This window comes from Pseudosulfitobacter koreensis (assembly GCF_024733015.1).
Taxonomy (GTDB): Bacteria; Pseudomonadota; Alphaproteobacteria; order Rhodobacterales; family Rhodobacteraceae; genus Pseudosulfitobacter; species Pseudosulfitobacter koreensis.
On record NZ_JANKJG010000002.1, the window covers coordinates 74332 to 92978 of the forward strand.

General features: G+C 62.1%; 17 protein-coding genes and 1 tRNA gene. 8 read left to right on the top strand and 10 right to left on the bottom strand.

Annotated elements, in window-relative coordinates; all coding sequences use genetic code 11:
- Positions 1 to 29: 29 nt before the first annotated feature.
- Genes NTA49_RS03455 through proC form a run of 3 tightly spaced genes read right to left on the bottom strand, consistent with a single transcriptional unit; the run spans position 30 to position 2741 of the window.
- Entirely contained in the window at positions 30 to 602 is a 573-nt protein-coding gene (locus tag NTA49_RS03455) for a histidine phosphatase family protein (RefSeq protein WP_258293263.1), read from the bottom strand.
- Between the two features lie 54 nt (positions 603 to 656).
- Positions 657 to 1937 (bottom strand): glutamate-5-semialdehyde dehydrogenase, encoded by a 1281-nt coding sequence (locus NTA49_RS03460; protein WP_258293264.1) that lies wholly within the window; start codon positions 1935 to 1937, stop codon positions 657 to 659.
- Positions 1938 to 1961: 24 nt separating this feature from the next.
- Positions 1962 to 2741, bottom strand: coding sequence for a pyrroline-5-carboxylate reductase (gene proC / locus NTA49_RS03465; protein ID WP_258293265.1), 780 nt, complete (start codon positions 2739 to 2741; stop codon positions 1962 to 1964).
- 272 nt (positions 2742 to 3013) lie between these two features.
- Between proC and proB the strand changes: the two genes are divergently transcribed.
- Positions 3014 to 4174, top strand: coding sequence for a glutamate 5-kinase (proB, locus tag NTA49_RS03470; RefSeq protein WP_258293266.1), 1161 nt, complete (start codon positions 3014 to 3016; stop codon positions 4172 to 4174).
- A 71-nt stretch (positions 4175 to 4245) separates the two neighbouring features.
- Here the strand turns inward: proB and NTA49_RS03475 are convergent.
- The 4 genes from NTA49_RS03475 to tgt all read right to left on the bottom strand — a co-directional run bounded on the left by NTA49_RS03475 (position 4246) and on the right by tgt (position 8848).
- Positions 4246 to 4320, bottom strand: a tRNA-Val gene (locus NTA49_RS03475).
- Positions 4321 to 4395: 75 nt separating this feature from the next.
- Positions 4396 to 4854 carry an HU family DNA-binding protein gene (locus NTA49_RS03480; protein WP_258293267.1) on the bottom strand — a complete coding sequence of 153 codons (459 nt, stop codon included), beginning with the start codon at positions 4852 to 4854 and terminating at the stop codon, positions 4396 to 4398.
- Positions 4855 to 5086: 232 nt separating this feature from the next.
- The gene (lon, locus tag NTA49_RS03485; RefSeq protein ID WP_258293268.1) at positions 5087 to 7492 is read right to left on the bottom strand and encodes an endopeptidase La; all 2406 of its coding nucleotides are present in this window, start codon (positions 7490 to 7492) and stop codon (positions 5087 to 5089) included.
- A 228-nt stretch (positions 7493 to 7720) separates the two neighbouring features.
- Entirely contained in the window at positions 7721 to 8848 is a 1128-nt protein-coding gene (gene tgt, locus NTA49_RS03490) for a tRNA guanosine(34) transglycosylase Tgt (protein WP_258293269.1), read from the bottom strand.
- Between the two features lie 90 nt (positions 8849 to 8938).
- On the opposite strand from tgt, the gene NTA49_RS03495 reads away from it, so the two are divergent.
- The 4 genes from NTA49_RS03495 to NTA49_RS03515 all read left to right on the top strand — a co-directional run bounded on the left by NTA49_RS03495 (position 8939) and on the right by NTA49_RS03515 (position 13407).
- Positions 8939 to 10618 carry a mechanosensitive ion channel family protein gene (locus NTA49_RS03495; protein ID WP_258293270.1) on the top strand — a complete coding sequence of 560 codons (1680 nt, stop codon included), beginning with the start codon at positions 8939 to 8941 and terminating at the stop codon, positions 10616 to 10618.
- Positions 10619 to 10716: 98 nt separating this feature from the next.
- On the top strand, positions 10717 to 11511 hold the full coding sequence (locus NTA49_RS03500) for an enoyl-CoA hydratase-related protein (RefSeq protein ID WP_258293271.1): 795 nt from the start codon (positions 10717 to 10719) through the stop codon (positions 11509 to 11511).
- A gap of 74 nt (positions 11512 to 11585) precedes the next feature.
- Positions 11586 to 12965: a 30S ribosomal protein S6--L-glutamate ligase gene (gene rimK / locus NTA49_RS03510; RefSeq protein WP_261368120.1), complete on the top strand. Its 1380-nt coding sequence runs from the start codon at positions 11586 to 11588 to the stop codon at positions 12963 to 12965.
- A gap of 79 nt (positions 12966 to 13044) precedes the next feature.
- Entirely contained in the window at positions 13045 to 13407 is a 363-nt protein-coding gene (locus NTA49_RS03515) for an SUF system Fe-S cluster assembly protein (RefSeq protein WP_258293272.1), read from the top strand.
- 77 nt (positions 13408 to 13484) lie between these two features.
- On the opposite strand, the gene thrH is transcribed toward NTA49_RS03515, so the two are convergent.
- From thrH to NTA49_RS03530, 3 genes are all read right to left on the bottom strand, one after another.
- Positions 13485 to 14099, bottom strand: a complete 615-nt coding sequence (gene thrH, locus NTA49_RS03520; protein WP_258293273.1) for a bifunctional phosphoserine phosphatase/homoserine phosphotransferase ThrH — start codon at positions 14097 to 14099, stop codon at positions 13485 to 13487.
- 2 nt (positions 14100 to 14101) lie between these two features.
- Complete coding sequence (locus NTA49_RS03525) at positions 14102 to 14731, bottom strand: LysE family translocator (RefSeq protein ID WP_258293274.1); 630 nt, start codon at positions 14729 to 14731, stop codon at positions 14102 to 14104.
- A 63-nt stretch (positions 14732 to 14794) separates the two neighbouring features.
- Positions 14795 to 15544: a 2OG-Fe dioxygenase family protein gene (locus NTA49_RS03530; RefSeq protein ID WP_258293275.1), complete on the bottom strand. Its 750-nt coding sequence runs from the start codon at positions 15542 to 15544 to the stop codon at positions 14795 to 14797.
- Positions 15545 to 15655: 111 nt separating this feature from the next.
- Between NTA49_RS03530 and NTA49_RS03535 the strand changes: the two genes are divergently transcribed.
- The 3 genes from NTA49_RS03535 (at position 15656) to NTA49_RS03545 (ending at position 18564) form a co-directional block, all read left to right on the top strand.
- A complete protein-coding gene (locus NTA49_RS03535) occupies positions 15656 to 16624 on the top strand; it encodes a LysR family transcriptional regulator (protein WP_258293276.1) in 969 nt (322 codons plus the stop codon).
- A gap of 139 nt (positions 16625 to 16763) precedes the next feature.
- Positions 16764 to 17975: a glycerophosphodiester phosphodiesterase family protein gene (locus tag NTA49_RS03540; RefSeq protein WP_258293277.1), complete on the top strand. Its 1212-nt coding sequence runs from the start codon at positions 16764 to 16766 to the stop codon at positions 17973 to 17975.
- Between the two features lie 217 nt (positions 17976 to 18192).
- Positions 18193 to 18564: a hypothetical protein gene (locus NTA49_RS03545; protein WP_258293278.1), complete on the top strand. Its 372-nt coding sequence runs from the start codon at positions 18193 to 18195 to the stop codon at positions 18562 to 18564.
- Positions 18565 to 18647 lie beyond the last annotated feature (83 nt).

Consider the following 18647-nt stretch of genomic DNA (forward strand, 5'->3'; position numbering starts at 1 on the left):
AGCGCAGATCGCGCGCGACGATCAAGCCCTTAAGACAGTCTTTGTTGCTGTCTTTTGCTCAGGTGCCAAACCACCCCCTGCCCGCATTGCAATGTGTCGAAACGCGACCACGGCAGGCCCAGCAGATGACAGCGCAAGATCCGGCTGGTGATGCCATGGGTCACGACCACCGCGGGGCCTGTCAGCGCATCGAGAAACGCAAGCGTGCGCGCGGCGACGGCGGCCAGCCCTTCGCCGCCCGGTGCGTGATCGTACCAGGCCAAGCTGTCCGCATCCTCAAAAAGATGCGGGGCCTCGGCGCGGATGGTGTCGAACAAAAGCCCCGACCAATCGCCCACCGCGATCTCGGCCAGACGCGCGTCGGCGGTGATCGCAGCCCCTTGGGTGTTGGCGAGCTCGGCCGTCTGCCAGGCCCGCCCCTGCGGCGATGCGTACCACGCATGCCCTTCACAGCCAAAGGCCGAAAGCACCGCTCCCTGATGGCGCGCCTGTGCCCGGCCCGCAGCCGTCAAGGGACTGTCCTGCGCGCCCTGCATGCGGGCTTCGCGGTTCCACGTGGTTTCGCCGTGGCGCAGGATCAGAAGGTCGGGATACTCGCTCATACCCGATTGATTAAGTCGCGGCTGACCCGGACGCAAGTGCGGGCAGAGCGACCATCAGGGCCGCTTCTGGCCGTCGCCGTGCACGAAATACTTGAAGCTGGTCAGCTGCTCTGCACCGACCGGGCCGCGCGCGTGCATCTTGCCGGTGGCGATGCCGATCTCTGCGCCCATGCCGAACTCTCCGCCGTCCGAAAACTGGGTCGAGGCGTTGTGCATCACCACGGCGGAATCCACCGCCGTCATGAACTGCCGCGCCGCTGTCACGTCCTCGGCGACGATGGCATCGGTGTGACCGGACGAATGCGCCTGAACAAAGGCGATGGCCTCTCCCAGCCCGTCCACGATGCGCACGGACATGATATTGCTGAGATATTCGGTGTCCCAATCCTCATCCGTCGCGGCGATCAGATCCGGCAAAATCTGGCGCGCAGCCGCATCGCCGCGCAGTTCGCAATCGCTCATCGCCTCGGCCAGCAGCGGCAACGCTGTCTCGGCGAGGCTTGCGTCGATCACCACGCATTCGGTCGCGCCGCAAATGCCCGTGCGGCGCATCTTGGCGTTTTGGACGATGCCAACCGCCTTTTCGATGTCGGCGCTGGCGTGGATATAAGTGTGGTTGTTGCCATCCAGATGCAGCAAGGTCGGCACCCGCGCCTCCTTTTGAACCAACGACACCAGTCCGCGCCCGCCGCGCGGGATCACCAGATCGACCGTGTCGATGCTGTGCAGCAACAGCTTGACCGCCTCGCGGTCGCGCGTGTCGACCAGTTGCACAGCATCCTCGGGCAGACCGGCAGCACGCAGCCCCTGCGCCATGCAGTTCACGATCACCCGCGACGATTGCAGGCTTTCCGAGCCGCCGCGCAGGATCACCGCATTGCCCGACTTGATGCACAGCGCGCCAGCGTCCGAGCCGACATTGGGGCGCGACTCGTAGATCATCGCGATCACACCGATGGGCACACTGACGCGTTCGATCTTCAGCCCGTTGGGCCGGTCGAATGTCGCCAGGGTCCGCCCCAGCGGATCGTCCTGCACCGCAATCGCATCAAGCGCATCTGCCATGCCCGCCACACGCTCAGCGTTCAGCGTCAGCCGATCAACAAAGGCGGCGTCCTTGCCGCTGTCATTGATCGCGTCGACGTCTTGCGCATTGGCGCGCAGCAGGTCGTCCATATTACCGCGCAGCGCCTCTGCCGCCTTGGTCAGTGCCAGGTTGCGCTGCTCCCCCGAGGCCATCGCAAGACCTTGCGCCGCCGCCTTGGCGCGCTGGCCCAGATCGGCAACAACGGCACCGATTTCAGTTTCGGATCGTTCCAATGTGGTCGTACTCATATCAATCGCTCCTTAAAATTCGGTTCACTTCAATTCGGCGGCGCGGTCATAGGCGGCATGCACGGTGTCGTGCAGCAGCGCGTGCAGCTGCCCGTCGCGCATCAACTGTTCCAGCCCCGCCTGCGTCGTGCCGTTCTTGCTGGTGACCGACTTGCGCAGATCTTCCAGCGTCTCGTCCGATTGCCGCGCGGTTTCGACCGTGCCGGTGATCGTGTCGAACACCAGCGCGCGCGCCGTCGCCTCGTCGAACCCGATGTCCATCGCGGCGGCCACATAGCTGCGCAGGATTTCAAACACATAGCCCGGCCCGCTGCCGCTGATCGCGGTCAGCCGGTCGATCCGGTCCTCGCTGTCGACAGGCACGCAGGTGCCCGTCTGCCCGATCCACGCGGTCACATCGCGCTGCTGCTGGTCGGTGCAGGCGTCGTTGGCATAGAGACCCGATACCCCCATCCCCACCATCGCCGCCATGTTCGGCATCACGCGGATGATCGCGCGGTCACCCACGATGGAAGAAATCGTGGCAACGCTGCACCCGGCGGCGATGGACACGAAACACCCGTCGGGTTTCAGCGCAAAGGCATAGTCGGGCAGCACGTCCGCGATCATCTGCGGCTTGATCGCGATCAGGATGACGTCGAATTCGGCCTCGGACAGCGATGTCGGTTTTGACACATGGCGCACGCCCGCAGGCAGGTCGGGCTTCACCGGGTCGGCCACGGTAAAGCTGTTGTTCGCGTCCTGCGCCCACTGACGCAGCATCGCGCCGCCCATCTTGCCACATCCGATCAAAAGTATGTTCATTTTCGTCTCCGGTTTGTCCAAAACGTCTTGCACCGAAACACATGGACTTGCGTCTCAAGGATGCCAGATCGTCCGAATTTGCTTTTCGTCGCCGCAGGGCAGCAAAGTGATGCTGCAATGCAGCACTTTTTGGCGGCCCGTTTGCATTCACGTACCCGGTACGTGTTATACATCGGCGAATCATTGGGAGGTCCAGTGCTACAGGTCAGCGCCGCAATTGGCAAACTGACGTGGCATTCGTGAGTAAAACCAATTAGATATCGGAGTAGTACATGACCAAGAAGAAAAAGATCGTCGTAAAAATCGGGTCCAGCCTGCTGGCAAACGAGGACAATCTGACCCTGCGCTATGCCTTCATAAACGGGCTGATCAGCGATCTGGCACAGTTGCAAAAGGACGGGCACGACATCATCCTGACCTCCTCCGGGTCGGTCGCGCTGGGCCTGAACATGGTGGGCAAACGCCCCGAGGATGCGGGCATTCTGGACAAGCAGGCCGCCGCCGCCTGCGGTCAGCCACTCTTGATGAACGCCTACCGCCAGGTCGCGTCCGAGTACGAATTGGACGTCGCCCAGATGCTGGTCACGGTCGAGGATATGGAAGACCGCCGCCGGTTTCTGAACATCAAGAACACGATGATGAAACTGTTCGAAAACGACATTTTGCCGATCATCAACGAGAACGATTCCGTCGCCACCCGCGACCTGCGCGTGGGCGACAACGACCGTCTGTCCGCCAAGGTGGCGCAGATGGTGCAGGCCGATCTGCTGATCATCCTGACCAGCGTCGAGGGGCTTTATGACCGCGACCCGTCAGACCCGGATGCGAAATTCATCTCGGAAGTAGAGGACGTATCAGAGCATCTGGAATCCACCACAGGCATCAGCGATCTGGGCAGCGGCGGCATGCTAACCAAGATGCTGGCCGCGAACATGGCCCAGAACGCAGGCGTCGAGACAATCATCGCCGAAGGCATCATCGAGCGCCCTCTCATCTCGCTTCTGAACAACGAGCGCCGCTATACGCGCTGCCTGGTGACCGGCGAGACCGCGTCGCCGCTGAAGATCTGGCTGAGCAACCGCCTGCAGGTTTCGGGCACGCTGGTCGTCTCGAACGCACTGGCCGAAGCCGTGGTCGCGGGCGATTGCGGCATCAGCCGCGCTGACGTGATTTCGATGCAGGGCGAGTTCAGCAAGGGCGACGTGCTGCACGTCTATAACGAGGACGGCGTCGAAGTGGCGCGCGGCCTGACCAACTTTTCGTCCGAAGAAACCATGCTGCTGGCGCGCAATCTCGACATGCCCGTCGAAAGCGTCATCGGCTACAAGACCAAAAGCGACGTGATCGGCGCCGAGAACATCCTGGTGCTGGAAGAAAACCACTTGCTGCTGGACGCGCCGGAAGAAGATCAGAAGCTGGTTGTGCCAGTTTGATCACACACATCGCGCGGGGCGCTCACGCGCGCCCTGCGCGTTCCGTACGCCGTTTTACCAAAAGAGGAAAATGGTGGGTGATAAGGGATTTGAACCCCTGACATCTTCGATGTGAACGAAGCGCTCTACCACTGAGCTAATCACCCCTGCGGGGGCAGATACAAAACTGCGGCCCCCCTTGCAAGAGGCCGCAGCGAAATTCTGGACAGAAAGCGCAGAACTTACTCGGCGTCGTCGGCTGCTTCGGCCTTGGCGGCCGCTTCGGCGGCGACGACTTCGGGTTTGCGCTGGCGGATCTTGGCGGTCAGGACGCGGGCCTTTGTCATGTCGTTGGCGCGGCGGATCTTGACGCTGCCCAGCGGATGCAGGTTCAGTTCGCGGCTTTCGCTCAGCGCGGTGCCCAGCACCTCGAGCATGGCCTCGACCACGGGCTTTGCGTCCTTCTTCTTGACGCCGGATGCCTCGACGACGGCGTCGATCAACTCTTTCTTGCGCATCATCGGACCCGAAACCACCGGCTCGGCACCGCCTGTCGTTGGATCGGCGGCGTGGGTCGGCTTGGGCGTCTTTGCAGGCTTGCTGGTGCGGGCCGCGGTGGTGGCCGCTGCGGCCTTGGTCGCGGCGGCGGCAGAGGCTGCGGCGCTTTTAATGCTGGTCGTCGAAGTCTTGGGCGTTGCCATGAAAATGCCTTTGGTCACGGGTTAAATCTGGGCTCCAGCCTATGCGGATTTGGCCCGAATTCCTATCGAACACTCGCGCGGCGCCCCGTGAAAGGCCATTTTTGCGCCTTTTGCGCCACTGTTGATGGCAATTGCGCCAGTTTTCACCGCAACGGCCCGCCTGCACGAAAAACGCCCCGCAGTCTCCTGCGGGGCGCTCATTCTGGGCAACTGATTTGTAATCAGTGCGCGGTCAATGTGCCGTGGCTGACGATCCGGTCTCTTTCGACGCGGCGGCGGCAGCTGCGGCCTCTTCGGCCACCTCGTCCCACTCGATCGCCTCGGGCGCACGCACCAGCGCATGTTCCAGCACTTCCGACACGTGGCTGACGGGAATGATGGTCATCCCCTCTTTGACGTTGTCGGGGATCTCGGCCATGTCCTTTTCGTTTTCCTGCGGGATCAGCACCGTCTTGATGCCGCCACGCAGGGCCGCGAGCAGTTTCTCCTTCAGGCCACCGATGGGCATGGCGTTCCCGCGCAGGCTGACTTCGCCTGTCATCGCGATGTCCTTGCGCACCGGGATCTGGGTCAGCACCGACACGATGGATGTGACCATGGCCAGACCCGCAGAGGGGCCATCCTTGGGCGTTGCCCCATCCGGGACGTGCACGTGGATATCGATCTTGTCGAACTGCGTCGGCTTCACCCCGATCTTGGGGCTGATCGACCGCACATAGCTCGACGCCGCGTCGATGCTTTCCTTCATCACGTCGCCCAGCTTGCCCGTTGTCTTCATTCGCCCCTTGCCCGGCAGGCGCAGCGCTTCGATCTGCAGCAGTTCGCCACCGACCGAAGTGTAAGCCAGCCCGGTCACGACACCGATCTGATCCTCTTTCTCGGCCAGGCCATAGCGGTGTTTGCGCACGCCAAGGAACTCGTCAAGGTTGTCGGACGTCACCGAGATGGTATCGAACTCTTTCTTGACGATCTTCGTCAGCGATTTGCGCGCCACCTTGGCGATCTCGCGTTCCAGGTTCCGCACGCCGGCTTCGCGGGTGTAATAACGGATGATGTCGGTAAGACCTTCATCCGTCAGCTCGAACTCGGACTTTTTCAGGCCGTGGTTCTTGACCTGTTTGGCCAGCAGGTGATGCTTGGCGATCTCGCGCTTTTCGTCTTCGGTGTAGCCGGCCAGCGGGATGATCTCCATCCGGTCCAGAAGCGGTCCGGGCATGTTGTAGCTGTTCGACGTGGTCAGGAACATCACGTTGCTCAGGTCATATTCGACCTCGAGATAGTGATCGACGAACGTACCGTTCTGTTCCGGGTCCAGCACCTCGAGCATGGCCGACGCGGGGTCGCCACGGAAGTCCTGACCCATCTTGTCGATTTCATCAAGCAGGATCAGCGGGTTGGTCGTCTTCGCCTTCTTCAGCGCCTGGATGATCTTGCCGGGCATGGAGCCGATATAGGTCCGGCGGTGACCCCGAATTTCGGACTCGTCACGAACCCCACCCAGCGAGATGCGGATGAACTCGCGGCCCGTCGCCTTGGCCACGGATTTGCCCAAAGATGTCTTGCCGACGCCCGGAGGGCCGACGAGGCACATGATCGGGCCTTTCATCTTCTTGCTGCGCTGTTGCACGGCCAGATATTCGACGATCCGTTCCTTGACCTTTTCAAGGCCATAGTGGTCGTCATCCAGCACCTGCTGCGCACGGCCCAGGTCCTTCTTGACGCGGCTCTTTGTGCCCCACGGGATCGACAGCATCCAGTCGAGATAGTTGCGCACGACAGTCGCCTCGGCGCTCATCGGGCTCATGTTCTTGAGCTTCTTGATCTCGCTGTCGGCCTTTTCGCGGGCTTCCTTGCTCAGCTTGGTCTCGGCGATGCGGGCTTCCAATTCGGCAACCTCGTTCTTGCCGTCTTCGCCGTCGCCCAGCTCCTGCTGGATCGCCTTCATCTGTTCGTTTAGGTAATACTCGCGCTGGGTCCGCTCCATCTGGGACTTCACGCGGGTCTTGATCTTTTTCTCGACCTGCAGCACCGACATCTCGCCCTGCATCAGGCCGTAAACCTTCTCAAGCCGCTCGGAAATGCTCAGCGTCTCCAGAAGCTCCTGCTTCTGGTTCACCTCGATGCCCAGGTGGCCCGCCACGAGGTCCGCAAGCTTTGCAGGCTCGACGGTTTCGCCCACGGCAGTCAGCGCCTCTTCGGGCACGTTCTTGCGGACCTTGGCATAGCGCTCGAATTCATCCGCCACGGTGCGCAGCAGCGCCTGCGTGGTGGTGACATCGCCCGGCATCTCGGTCAGATACTCGGCGCGTGCTTCGAAGAAGTTATCGTTTTCAAGGTATTCGGTGATGCGCACCCGTGCCTGACCTTCGACCAGCACCTTGACGGTGCCGTCGGGCAGCTTCAGCAGTTGCAGCACATTTGCCAGGACACCTGCCTTGTAGATGCCTGCGGCTTCGGGATCATCCTCGGCCGGGTCGATCTGGCTCGACAGCAGGATCTGCTTGTCGTCCGCCATCACCTCTTCAAGGGCGCGCACGGATTTGTCGCGGCCGACGAAAAGCGGCACGATCATGTGGGGGAAAACCACGATATCGCGCAGCGGCAGCACCGGATACGAAGCGTTAAGGGGCTCTTGCATGCTCTTTTCCTTATCTAGCAAGACGACGGGTCCCTGTTCGCGGCAACCTTTGTCGTCTCCTTGTTGCAGACTTGTTAACTGTGTTTGACCACGGCCTGTTTCAAGGTTCGACCATGACGGGGTGTTGGGGCCTGTGCAATGGGACCTTGCAAACTGTTCGGAATTTTTGCGTGAAACAGCCGGTTTTGACGCGAAAACCGCGCTAATGGCAGCTTTCGCGCAGATACATCACAACTGCTCGATGTCGCCGCCCGCACGATTTGCGTGGAACTCCGCCTGCCATGCGTCAAACGTGCCTGCCGCGATGGCCCCCCGCATTCCGGCCATAAGCTGCTGGAAGTAGTGCAGGTTGTGCCATGTCAGCAGCATCGAGCTGATCATTTCCTGACTGCGGAACACGTGGTGCAGATAAGCGCGCGAGTAGTTCGAGCAGGCAGGGCACGTGCAGGCATCGTCGATCGGGCGCGGATCGTCCTGATGGCGGGCGTTCTTGATGTTCAGCACGCCGTGGCGGGTGAACACCTGCCCGGTGCGCCCCGAGCGTGAGGGCAGCACGCAGTCCATCATGTCGATGCCGCGCGCCACGGCCCCCACGATGTCGTCGGGCTTGCCCACGCCCATCAGGTAACGCGGCTTGTCCTGCGGCAATTGTTCGGGGGCAAAATCCAGACAGCCGAACATCGCCTCCTGCCCCTCGCCCACGGCCAGACCGCCCACCGCATAGCCGTCAAAGCCGATCCCGGTCAGTGCCTCGGCGCTTTCCGCGCGCAGATCTTCCTCCAACCCACCCTGCTGGATGCCAAACAGCGCATGACCCGGACGATCCCCGAAGGCATCGCGCGACCGCTCGGCCCACCGCATTGACAGTTGCATGCTTTCGGCGATCCGCGCCTTGTCGGCAGGCAGTGCGGGGCATTCGTCGAAACACATCACGATGTCCGACCCCAGCAGCTTTTGTATCTCCATCGAGCGTTCGGGCGTGATCTCGTGGCGCGATCCGTCGATATGGCTTTTGAAGGTCACGCCCTTCTCGGTCAGCTTGCGCAAGGCCGCCAGAGACATCACCTGAAAGCCACCTGAATCGGTCAGGATCGGCTTGTCCCAGTTCATGAACCTGTGCAGCCCGCCCAGCCGGTCGATGCGTTCCGCCGTGGGGCGCAACATCAGGTGATAGGTATTGCCCAGCAGGATATCGGCACCGGTGGCTGCCACGCTTTCGGGCAGCATCGCCTTGACCGTGGCGGCGGTGCCCACGGGCATGAAGGCCGGCGTGCGGATATCGCCTCGCGGGGTGTGGATGGTGCCGGTGCGCGCGCGCCCGTCAGTGGCGGCAAGATCGAAGGAAAATGTGCTCATGCGCGCGCTATAAGACAGTCGGCGGGCGCAGACAATCATCTGCTGCGGTCTTGACCCCGCCCGGACAGCTCTAAGTGAAATCCGATGCACATGACCGCGACGCTCCTCCGTCTGGCCCTGCTTTTGTGGGCCGCTGTTTTCAGCCTGCTGCCCTTGGCCGCCAAGGCGCAGGAGCCGTGGTTCGAGATCAGCCGCCTGAACGCAGGGCTAGCCCCGCCCCCCGCCGACATTCAGCGCGATACACCCTTGGGTGCAGTCGAAAGCCTGCAATTCTACCTGCGGCATGAAAACTATGATGCGGCGGCCCATCTGCTGGACCTGTCCGCCATTCCCCCCGAGAGGCAGTCCGAGCGCGGCCCGGTGCTGGCCCGCCAACTGGGCAGCGTGCTGAACCGTAAGGTCATCCTGCCATGGGACGAATTGCCAGACCGGCCCGACGGCTGGCTGACCGGCACGACCGACAATGAGGCCGTGGGCCGCGTGCGTCGGTCGATCCTGCTCGACGCGCTCGAGATGCAGGACCACAACGTCAGCCTGCGCCTGAACCGCGTGAAGCCTGCAAACCGCGAACCCGTCTGGGTCATCTCGGCACAATCCGTGGGCAACATCGCACCGCTTTTCAATCTCTACGGCCCGACAGATTTGGAAAAGATGCTGCCCGAATGGTCGCGCGAACGCGGATTTGGCGGACTGTATCGCTGGGAAGTGATCCTCTTGCCCTTCGCGATGCTGGTGGCGTTGTTCCTGGGCTGGCAGACCCTGCACGGCGTCGGCTGGGCCGCACAGCTTTGGCACCGCCCGCTCTATCAGCGGATGCTGCGCGCACTGCGCTGGCCTGCGACGGTCCTTGTCACCACCGCGTTCATCAGCTTTCTCACACAGAACGTGCTGATCGTGTCGGGCACCGTCGGGCAATGGCTGTCGCCCGTGATCATCACCGGCTACATCTTCGGCGCGACGCTTGGTCTGGTGCTGGTGATAGACGTCATCTTTGACCGCGTGACGCAGAAAGACCCGCACGAACTGGCCGACCCCGAGAACATCCACCTGCGCAGCATGGCGACCACCATTTCGGGCCTGCGCAAGTTCGTCGTCGTCAGCGCGGTGCTGCTGGGCACCGGCGTGTTCCTGTCGCAGGTCACGCACACCCGCTCGCTGGGGTTGTCGCTGCTGGCCTCTGCTGGTGCGGTCACGCTGATCATCGGTTTCGCCGCCCGCGAGGTGCTGGGCAATATTCTGGCCGCCTGCCAGATCGCGCTGAATCGCTCGGCGCGGATCGGGGACCAGCTGCTGTTCGAGGGCAGCTTTTGCACGGTGGAGCGTATCCACTTCACCTATGTCCAGCTCAGGATCTGGAACGGCAATCGGCTGGTCGTGCCGGTGTCCTATTTCGTGTCGGACGCGTTTGAAAACTGGTCGATCGAAGAGGTCGGCATGGTCCGGCCCATCATCCTGACGCTCAGCCAGTCGGCGGATGTCGACGCGCTGCGCAGCTGTTTCCTGAAATGGATCGAAGAACGCGACAACGGTATCGAAAGCGGCGAAGATGCCCGCGACGTAGGCCCCGTGGAGGGCGCCAACGTGCGCGTGCTCGAGCAGAACATGTACGGCCAGCAAGTACGCTTCGAATTGCCCACCCCCAACCCTGGCACGTTTTGGCAGATGGAATGCGAATTCCGCGAAATGCTGATGAAGAAGGCCCGCGAACTCGACGGTCTGGACGTCACGATGCTGCCGCCCGAACAGATGCGCGACCGCCCCGAGGCTTAGCGCAGGGCTGATCGCGCCAGACCATGCGTTTGCGCAGGTTTGCTGCGCATGCAATGATAGGTCAACCAAAGCCCCGCGCGCCGCCAGAAGGACCCGCCATGAACCAGATGCAGACCCCCGACCTTGTCACCTGCGACGTGACCGATGGCGTGGCGACGCTGACGCTTGGGGGTGGTGCGGCCCATGCCCTGTCGCTTGAGATGATCGGGGCGTTGCACAGGGCACTGGCTGACCTTGCGGCAGATGACGGCGTGCGCGTCGTGGTGCTGTCAGGACCGGGCCGGATCTTCTGCGCGGGCCACGACATCAAGGAAATCGCCCGCCACCGTGACGACCCGGATCAGGGCCGCGCGTTCCTGACCGAGCTGTTCGAGGCCTGCGCCGAGATGATGCTGACGCTGGGCCAGTTCCCCAAGCCAACCATCGCCATGGTCGACGGCATCGCCACGGCGGCGGGCCTGCAACTGGTGGCCTCCTGCGATCTGGCCTTTGCCAGCAATGCCGCCACGGTCTGCCTGCCCGGCGTGACCAACGGCGGCTTTTGCACCACACCCTCAGTCGCGGTCTCGCGCAACGTGGGGCCAAAGCACATGATGGAACTGGCGCTGTCCGGCACCCCGCTTGGTGCGGACTGGGCGCAGGCGGCGGGGCTGTTCAACCGCGTCTTTTCGCCCGAAACCCTGACCACCGAAACCGCGGCCTTTGCCACGACGCTGGCCGGTCGCAATCCAGGTCCCATCGCCCACGGCAAGGCCGCCCTGACAGCTCACCGCGATCTGCCCTTGCGTGACGCCTATGCGCTTGCAACGCCGGTCATGATAGATCATTTCATGGACCCCGGACGCCTCGCCGTCGAAGCTTTGAAAGCTGCCGCAAAAGGCACCAGGGCCTGATCGCCACCCTTTTCACATCTCTGATACACATGCCGCGCCAGACTGGCGCCGCCCGCCTTTGACAGGAGTTACCAATGGACAGTCTGCATTTCGGCTGGGAAGAATGGATCGGCCTCCCCGATCTGGGTCTGCCCGCCCTCAAGGCCAAGATCGACACCGGCGCACGCACATCCGCGCTGCATGCCCACGACATCGAAGTGTTCGGCCCCGCCTCGAGACCGAAAGTGCGGTTCAACGTCTACCCCGTCGCGGGTCAGGCGCAGGTGCAGGTCACCTGCTCGGCCGAGATCAAGGACCGCCGCGAGGTCACCTCGTCCAACGGCGAATCCGAACTGCGTTATGTGATCGAGACCCAGCTTGAGGTTGCGGGCCAGTCCTGGCCCATCGAAGTCACGCTGACCGATCGCTCGAGCATGACCAGCCGCATGTTGCTGGGCCGTCAGGCGCTGCAGGACCACATCTCGATCACCGCGACCGAAAAGCGTCTGCAACCGGACCTCAGCTATGACGTCTATCATTCCGCGGCCGTGCGCCATGCCGCCCCCCAGCGCGCGCTGCGCATTGCCGTGCTCAGCCGCGAGGACAACTATTCCACCAAGCGTCTGGTCGAAGTCGGTGAGGCGCGCGGCCACACCGTCGAGGTGATCGACACCACGCGCTGCTACATGGCGATCAACACGATGGCCCCAGAGGTACACTACGACGGCAAGCGCCTGCCGCGCTATGACGCCATCGTGCCGCGCATCGGCGCGTCGATCACGCCCTACGGCACCGCAGTGATCCGTCAGTTCGAGACCATCGGCACCTATTGCGTCAACGGCAGTGCGGGCATCACCGCCAGCCGCGACAAACTGCACGCGCACCAGGTGCTGGCCAGCAAGCGCATCGGCATGCCGACCACCGCCTTTGCCGCCTCGCCCAAGGACACCGGCAACCTGATCGGGCTGGTCGGCACCGCCCCGCTGATCGTGAAACTGCTGGAATCGACCCAAGGCAAGGGCGTCGTGCTGGCCGAAACCAAGAAGGCCGCCGAAAGCGTCATCGACGCATTCCGGGGCCTGCGTGCCAACTTTCTGGTGCAGCAATTCGTCAAGGAAGCCGCAGGCGAAGACATCCGCTGTCTGGTGATCGACGGCAAGGTGGTCGCATCCATGAAACGCACCGGGGCCGAGGGCGACTTCCGGTCGAACCTGCACCGCGGCGGGTCGGCCAAGACCGTGCGCATCACCAAGGAAGAGCGCGACACCGCCCTGCGCGCCGCCCGCGCCTTTGGTCTGGGCAAGGCGGGTGTGGACCTCCTGCGCTCGGAAACCGGCCCCAAGGTTCTGGAAGTGAACTCCTCCCCCGGCTTCGAGGGCATCGAGAAAGCGACCGGCAAGGACATTGTCGGCATGCTCTACGATATGATCGAGGCGCGGGTAAAGCCGCAGCCGGTGCGCAGACGCAAAGGTTAGGGGCAGGCATTGACCTGCCCCACTGGACGCTAGAGCAGGTTATCCCTATATAATCGGTCAGGAACCAAAGCGAGGCCATATGGACCAGTCCAAAGACATGCTAGAAGGGACGCCGCTGATTGCGCCGTCTTCGACCGACCACCCGCTCTACGACGCGGTCGTCGAGGCCTGCCGCACGGTCTATGACCCCGAAATCCCGGTAAACATCTACGAGCTGGGCCTGATCTACACCATCGACATCAAGGACGATGGCGAAGTGCGTGTGATCATGTCGCTGACTGCCCCCGGCTGCCCCGTCGCGGGCGAGATGCCCGGATGGGTCGCGGATGCGGTCGAACCCCTGCCCGGCGTGAAAACCGTCGACGTCGAACTGACATGGGAACCGCCCTGGGGCATGGAAATGATGTCGGACGAGGCACGGCTGGAACTGGGCTTCATGTAAGCCCCGCGCCGGGGGTGCGGCCTGTATCGCGCCCCGTCCTTTGCATTCGGGGCTCGTCCTTCGCATTCAGAACCGCCTTACGGCACCGGCGCAAATTCCGAAAACCGCGCAAGCGCGTGGTCAAGCTGCAAGAGCACGGGCAGTTGCGCGGCAGACCGGCGCGTCGCCTCCGAGGGGGCGAACAGAATGCCCACATCCGCGCGCCGCAGCATCTCCAGATCGTTGAACCCGTCACCCATCGCAAAGATCGGCCCGGTTCCGGGCACGGCGTCGTAGACACGCGCCTTGCCCTGCCCCTTGTGCCAATAGATGCATTCGGACGCGAAACCGGCATGATCCGTCACGAGGTGATTGGTGAAAACACGGCCCACCGGGAAATGCGCCAGTGCTGCCGCGTTCATCGGCGCAAAGGAATCCGTCACGATCACCAGATCGGCCAACGCGCTCAATGCCTCGATGAACGCGACCGCCCCCGGCAACGGCTTCAGACCGCCGACGATACCTTGGACATCGGCAAGCGTGACACCGTTGGCGCGCAAAAGCCGCAGCCTTCGGTCCATCAATGCGCCATAGTCGGCCACGTCCCGCGTTGTGACCTCGAGTGCCGGATCGCCAATCGTTTGGGCAATAGCGGGCCACATTTCGGGAAATAGTACGCCTTCCAGATCAATAAAGGCGGTTGGCCTTTCCATGGTCATATTCCCAAATCATTCTTGAACAGAAGAATGGCCCCCAAAGCCAGCAGAACAGCCCCGATTGCGATATTGAACGCCCGCTGGTTTTGCAAAATCCGCACCCGGATCGCCGGGGCCGACATGAATAGCGCGACAGCGCCGAACCAGATGAAATGCGAAACGGCGATGAATACGCCCCAGAATAGTTTCGCCTCCATCGGGGTTTCAGGACCGATCACCTGGCTGTACAAACTGATCACGAACAGCGAAGTCTTGGGGTTCAGGCTGTTTGTCAAAAGACCCATTCTCAAATAACGCCAGTTGCTCAGCTGCTGGTCGGCAATCTGGGCACTCTGCACGGCTTCGGCCTTGGACCTGACCATCGCAAGGCCGAGGTAAATCAGGTATCCCGCACCGACGATGCGCACATATTCGAAGAAATCGGGGAAATACTGCGATATCAGGGCCAGCCCAAGGATCGCATAGGCGATGTGAACGAAGCACCCCGAGGCGATCCCCACGGATGATGCAAGCCCGGCACGTTGCCCGAAAAGCGATGAATTTCGGGAGACCACCGCGAAATCGGCACCCGGACTGATGACGGCGAGCCAGGTAATGGTGGCTATGATCCATGCTTGGGCAATATCCAAGGCGCGTTCCTTTCATGAACGGGGGGAACGGCCACCGACGGGTGCCGGTGGCCGCCGGTTTCGTTATTTGCGTTTGAAGGTGACCACCAGCATGTCGCGGTGGCCCTCGATATCGGGGGCGGCAGGCAGGATGGCCGAGACACCATGTGCAACCCGCAGGTCGTTGACCATGACCGTCTCGAACGGGTCGGTCAGGGTAAACTGCGCAACTTCGTTCTGATCGGAATCCAGAACGCGCGTTGTCCCGTTCACGACATTGTTGCGCGCGATCAATGTCATAAGCACATAATCGACCCCGTCGCGATGCACACCTTCGGGCGTGGGTTTGCCGCCCGTCGTCTGCGCGTTGATGCGAAACTGATGCGCCTCGATGTGCCAGTCGTTCATCGGGGACAGCATGCCAAAGGACCGCGATGCGAATGACAGGATGCCACCCAGCACCCTGCCTTCGGCCACGGCATCCTCGATCGGGGCAAAGTGCCGTTTCACACCGCCGTTCAGATCGTTGAAGTCCGTTGTCTGGTAGTGCGGCTGGTGTTTCTCTCGGGCGACACCGCCGCCTGCCCTGGTCGCCGAAAAGATCCCGTGTCGGCGCAGGCGGTAGGTTCCGCCATCCGCCATGTATTGATCGACCTCCAGCGAATTCCAGCTGTCGCAGAACGCATTCAATTCCCTTTGTTCAGGATCACCAATTTCCCGCAGGAACGTGTCAGAAGACAATTGCACGAAATCGTATTTCGCCAGCTTCTCACAATAAATCCGGCCGCCCTGAGGCGGCGGGGCTTTTTGTTTGAGTAATGTCGTCGATTGCATTTCATTTTCTCCTTGGAGCGCGTAGGGCTTTGTCTGTCGCATTCCAAATCTGTCGCCGAATGGTTGAAACCACAAACGAGTTAACGTCATGCAGGCCACGGAGTTTTTGTCATGAAGGATAGAACGCGCTACCGGTACACTTGGAGCCTCAAGGCAATGCGCACCTTCGAAGTCTGTGCACGGCGAAAGAGTTTTTCGGCGGCGGCAGACGAATTGAACGTGACCCAGGGCGCGGTCAGCAAGCAGATCAAGACCCTCGAAAGCAATCTTGGCCTGCCGCTGTTTCACCGTCAGGGAAATCGCATCATCCTGTCGTCCGAAGGAAGCGAACTGGCCGCGCATCTGATGCAGATGTTTGCAGACCTCGACAATCTGGTCGGCAGGTTGGGACCGGATCAGGCGAAAACGCCCCTGGTTGTCTCTTGCGAGCCGACGATCTGCCTTAAGTTCCTGCTGCCGCTGGTGCCCATGATCGAACAGGAAACCGGCGTGGCGCTGCGGGTGCTGTCCGGTGGCGGGCCGGTCGATTTTCACCGTCACGGGATTGATCTGGCCATACGGCGGGATGACTTCAATCTCGATCCGGGGCTGGAGATCGAAACCATCGGCACGGAATATGTCGGCCCCGTCATGAGCCTGAAACGGTCCTTTGCCACGGGGTCCGAGCCTGCGAACCACACGCGCATCAGATCCTCAAGCAGGCCCGACGCCTGGCTTAAATGGGACGAGAAGACCCACAAGGACACCTTGTCGCTGGACGTCGAGCACCAGCATCATTTCCTGGCGCTGGAAGCTGCCGAGAACGGCCACGGGATCGCGATGATGTCGCTTTACATGGTCGTGCGCACGATGCAGACCGCGCGGTTGACGGCGCCCTTCGGGTTTCTGGCGGATGGGTCCAGCTATATCTGCATCTCGCCCAGACCGATCGACCCCGATCCGCGCAAACGCGCGCTGGTCGACTGGCTGAAACAGAAATTTCAGGAATACGAGCGTCTCTACATCACCGATGCCGACACAGATGCCGTGCCCGACGCGGTAACCAGTGCCGTAACCAGTGCCGTGACTGCCAGATCATAAGGCCGCCCCCCCCCCGCGCCGACGCGGGCCGTCAGACCCAGGTCGGCATTTCACACCAACGTCGCAAATCAATCATCACTCTGTTACCTTCCCGCTCCAAAAGGCCCGCAGTTAACAATCTGACAACCGGAGCTTTTTTATGCGCATCACATTGATCGCGGCCACCCTTGCCACCCTGCCCGCCATGGGCTTTGCCGATGGCCACAGCCAGATGACCGCCGTGTCCTACGGTGCCCGCCCTGCCTATCTGGTCGACAAGCTGCCCGAGGGCGCGCTCAAGGACAAGCTGGCCAGCTGCATGGGCCAGACGCCCTCGGCCACGCCCTTTTCGATCGCGCACCGCGGTGCCGCGCTGATGTTCCCCGAACACACCGACAGCTCCTATATCGCCGGTGCGCGTCAGGGTGCCGGGATCGTGGAATGCGACGTGACCTTTACCAAGGATCACGAACTGGTCTGCCGCCACGCGCAGAACGACCTGCACACCACCACCGACATTCTGGTCAGCGATCTGGCCGACACCTGCGCCACCGGGTTCACCCCTGCGTCGGGCGACACCAAGGCCAGCGCCGAGTGCCGCACGTCCGAACTGACTCTTGAGCAGTTCCGCACGCTGACCCCGAAAATGGACAGCGCCGACGCCACCGCCACCACGGCAGAGGCCTATCAGGGCGGGGTGGCGGGCTTTCGCACCGCGCTTTACAACGACAAGGCGCGCGTGATGACCCACGCGGAATCGATCCAGCTGATCAAGTCGATGGGCGCCAAGTTCACCCCCGAACTGAAAAGCCCCTCGGTCGAGATGCCGCACGAGGGTTTCAGCCAGGCCGATTACGCGCAAAAGATGATCGACGAATACAAGGCCGCAGGCATCCCCGCATCGGACGTCTGGGCACAGTCGTTCAATCTGGATGACGTGCTCTACTGGGTGAACAACGAACCCGAATTCGGCAAGCAGGCCGTCTATCTGGTGGAATGGTCCGAAGGCTTTGACGAGCAGGACAAGGCCACATGGACCCAGGATTTCGCCGCGCTGAAAGAGCAAGGCGTGCAGTATCTGGCCCCCTCGCTGAACATGCTGCTGACCGACGACAACGGCGCGATGGCCGCATCCGCCTATGCGCTGGCCGCCAAGGACGCCGGTCTGAAGCTGATCGCCTGGACGCTGGAACGCTCGGGTCCGCTGGCATCCGGTGGCGGCTGGTACTTCCAGTCGGTCGGTGACGTGGTCCGCGACGACAGCGATTACCTGGTCGCACTGGACGTGATCGCACAGGACGTGGGCGTCGAGGGCGTGTTTTCCGACTGGCCCGCAACCGTGACCTACTACGCCAACTGCATGGGTCTCTAAGCAGCCCCATCTGCGCACTGATGACGGGCCGTCCCTGTACCGGGGGCGGCCTTTTTCATGTGCCGCGCCTGCCGGATCGCGCCGCGGTCGCAAGTCCGGTTTTGCCGGGGGCGCACGATACCCTGAACAGCAAATCGGCCACCGTGGGTTGAAGGCAGCTTGATCCTGTGCAAGATCGTAAGGCGACCTGATTAACTCACCAAGGAACCACAAGAAAATGCGTTTTACCATTCTGGCCACACTGGCCGCCACACTGCTTGCATCATGCGGCACCCCGCCCGAACCGGGCAGCTATGATCGCAGCCTGAACGTCAAGACCGCAGGGGCGGCTGTTGTCTCGGGTTTCGCGAAACTGTGCGGGGGCAAACGCATCCCCGAATACCGCGAAAGCTTTATCACCACCATGAAGGCACAGCGCCCCGTCTCCGCCGAGGCCGAAGCCAAGATCCGCAGCCAGTTTGCCGCCGCTGACGCGCAGATCGCGGCCCGCTTCGATGCGGCATCGCGCAAGAAACAATGCACGGATTATCCGCTGGACCAGGCTGCAATCGACCGCGGCGTCGCTGGTGATTTTACCGGCCAGATCTGATCTCGCTGGTGCGGGCGGGCAAACACCGCCCGCACCCATGATGCCGTTTCGCGTCTCGTGCCGGGCCGATTGCCCCTGTCCTC

Coding starts and splice junctions, on each gene's coding strand:
- NTA49_RS03455 (WP_258293263.1), bottom strand. CDS start 602: ATGAGCGAGTATCCCGACCTTCTGATCCTGCGCCACGGCGAAACCACG.
- NTA49_RS03460 (WP_258293264.1), bottom strand. CDS start 1,937: ATGAGTACGACCACATTGGAACGATCCGAAACTGAAATCGGTGCCGTT.
- proC (WP_258293265.1), bottom strand. CDS start 2,741: ATGAACATACTTTTGATCGGATGTGGCAAGATGGGCGGCGCGATGCTG.
- proB (WP_258293266.1), top strand. CDS start 3,014: ATGACCAAGAAGAAAAAGATCGTCGTAAAAATCGGGTCCAGCCTGCTG.
- NTA49_RS03480 (WP_258293267.1), bottom strand. CDS start 4,854: ATGGCAACGCCCAAGACTTCGACGACCAGCATTAAAAGCGCCGCAGCC.
- lon (WP_258293268.1), bottom strand. CDS start 7,492: ATGCAAGAGCCCCTTAACGCTTCGTATCCGGTGCTGCCGCTGCGCGAT.
- tgt (WP_258293269.1), bottom strand. CDS start 8,848: ATGAGCACATTTTCCTTCGATCTTGCCGCCACTGACGGGCGCGCGCGC.
- NTA49_RS03495 (WP_258293270.1), top strand. CDS start 8,939: ATGACCGCGACGCTCCTCCGTCTGGCCCTGCTTTTGTGGGCCGCTGTT.
- NTA49_RS03500 (WP_258293271.1), top strand. CDS start 10,717: ATGAACCAGATGCAGACCCCCGACCTTGTCACCTGCGACGTGACCGAT.
- rimK (WP_261368120.1), top strand. CDS start 11,586: ATGGACAGTCTGCATTTCGGCTGGGAAGAATGGATCGGCCTCCCCGAT.
- NTA49_RS03515 (WP_258293272.1), top strand. CDS start 13,045: ATGGACCAGTCCAAAGACATGCTAGAAGGGACGCCGCTGATTGCGCCG.
- thrH (WP_258293273.1), bottom strand. CDS start 14,099: ATGGAAAGGCCAACCGCCTTTATTGATCTGGAAGGCGTACTATTTCCC.
- NTA49_RS03530 (WP_258293275.1), bottom strand. CDS start 15,544: ATGCAATCGACGACATTACTCAAACAAAAAGCCCCGCCGCCTCAGGGC.
- NTA49_RS03535 (WP_258293276.1), top strand. CDS start 15,656: ATGAAGGATAGAACGCGCTACCGGTACACTTGGAGCCTCAAGGCAATG.
- NTA49_RS03540 (WP_258293277.1), top strand. CDS start 16,764: ATGCGCATCACATTGATCGCGGCCACCCTTGCCACCCTGCCCGCCATG.
- NTA49_RS03545 (WP_258293278.1), top strand. CDS start 18,193: ATGCGTTTTACCATTCTGGCCACACTGGCCGCCACACTGCTTGCATCA.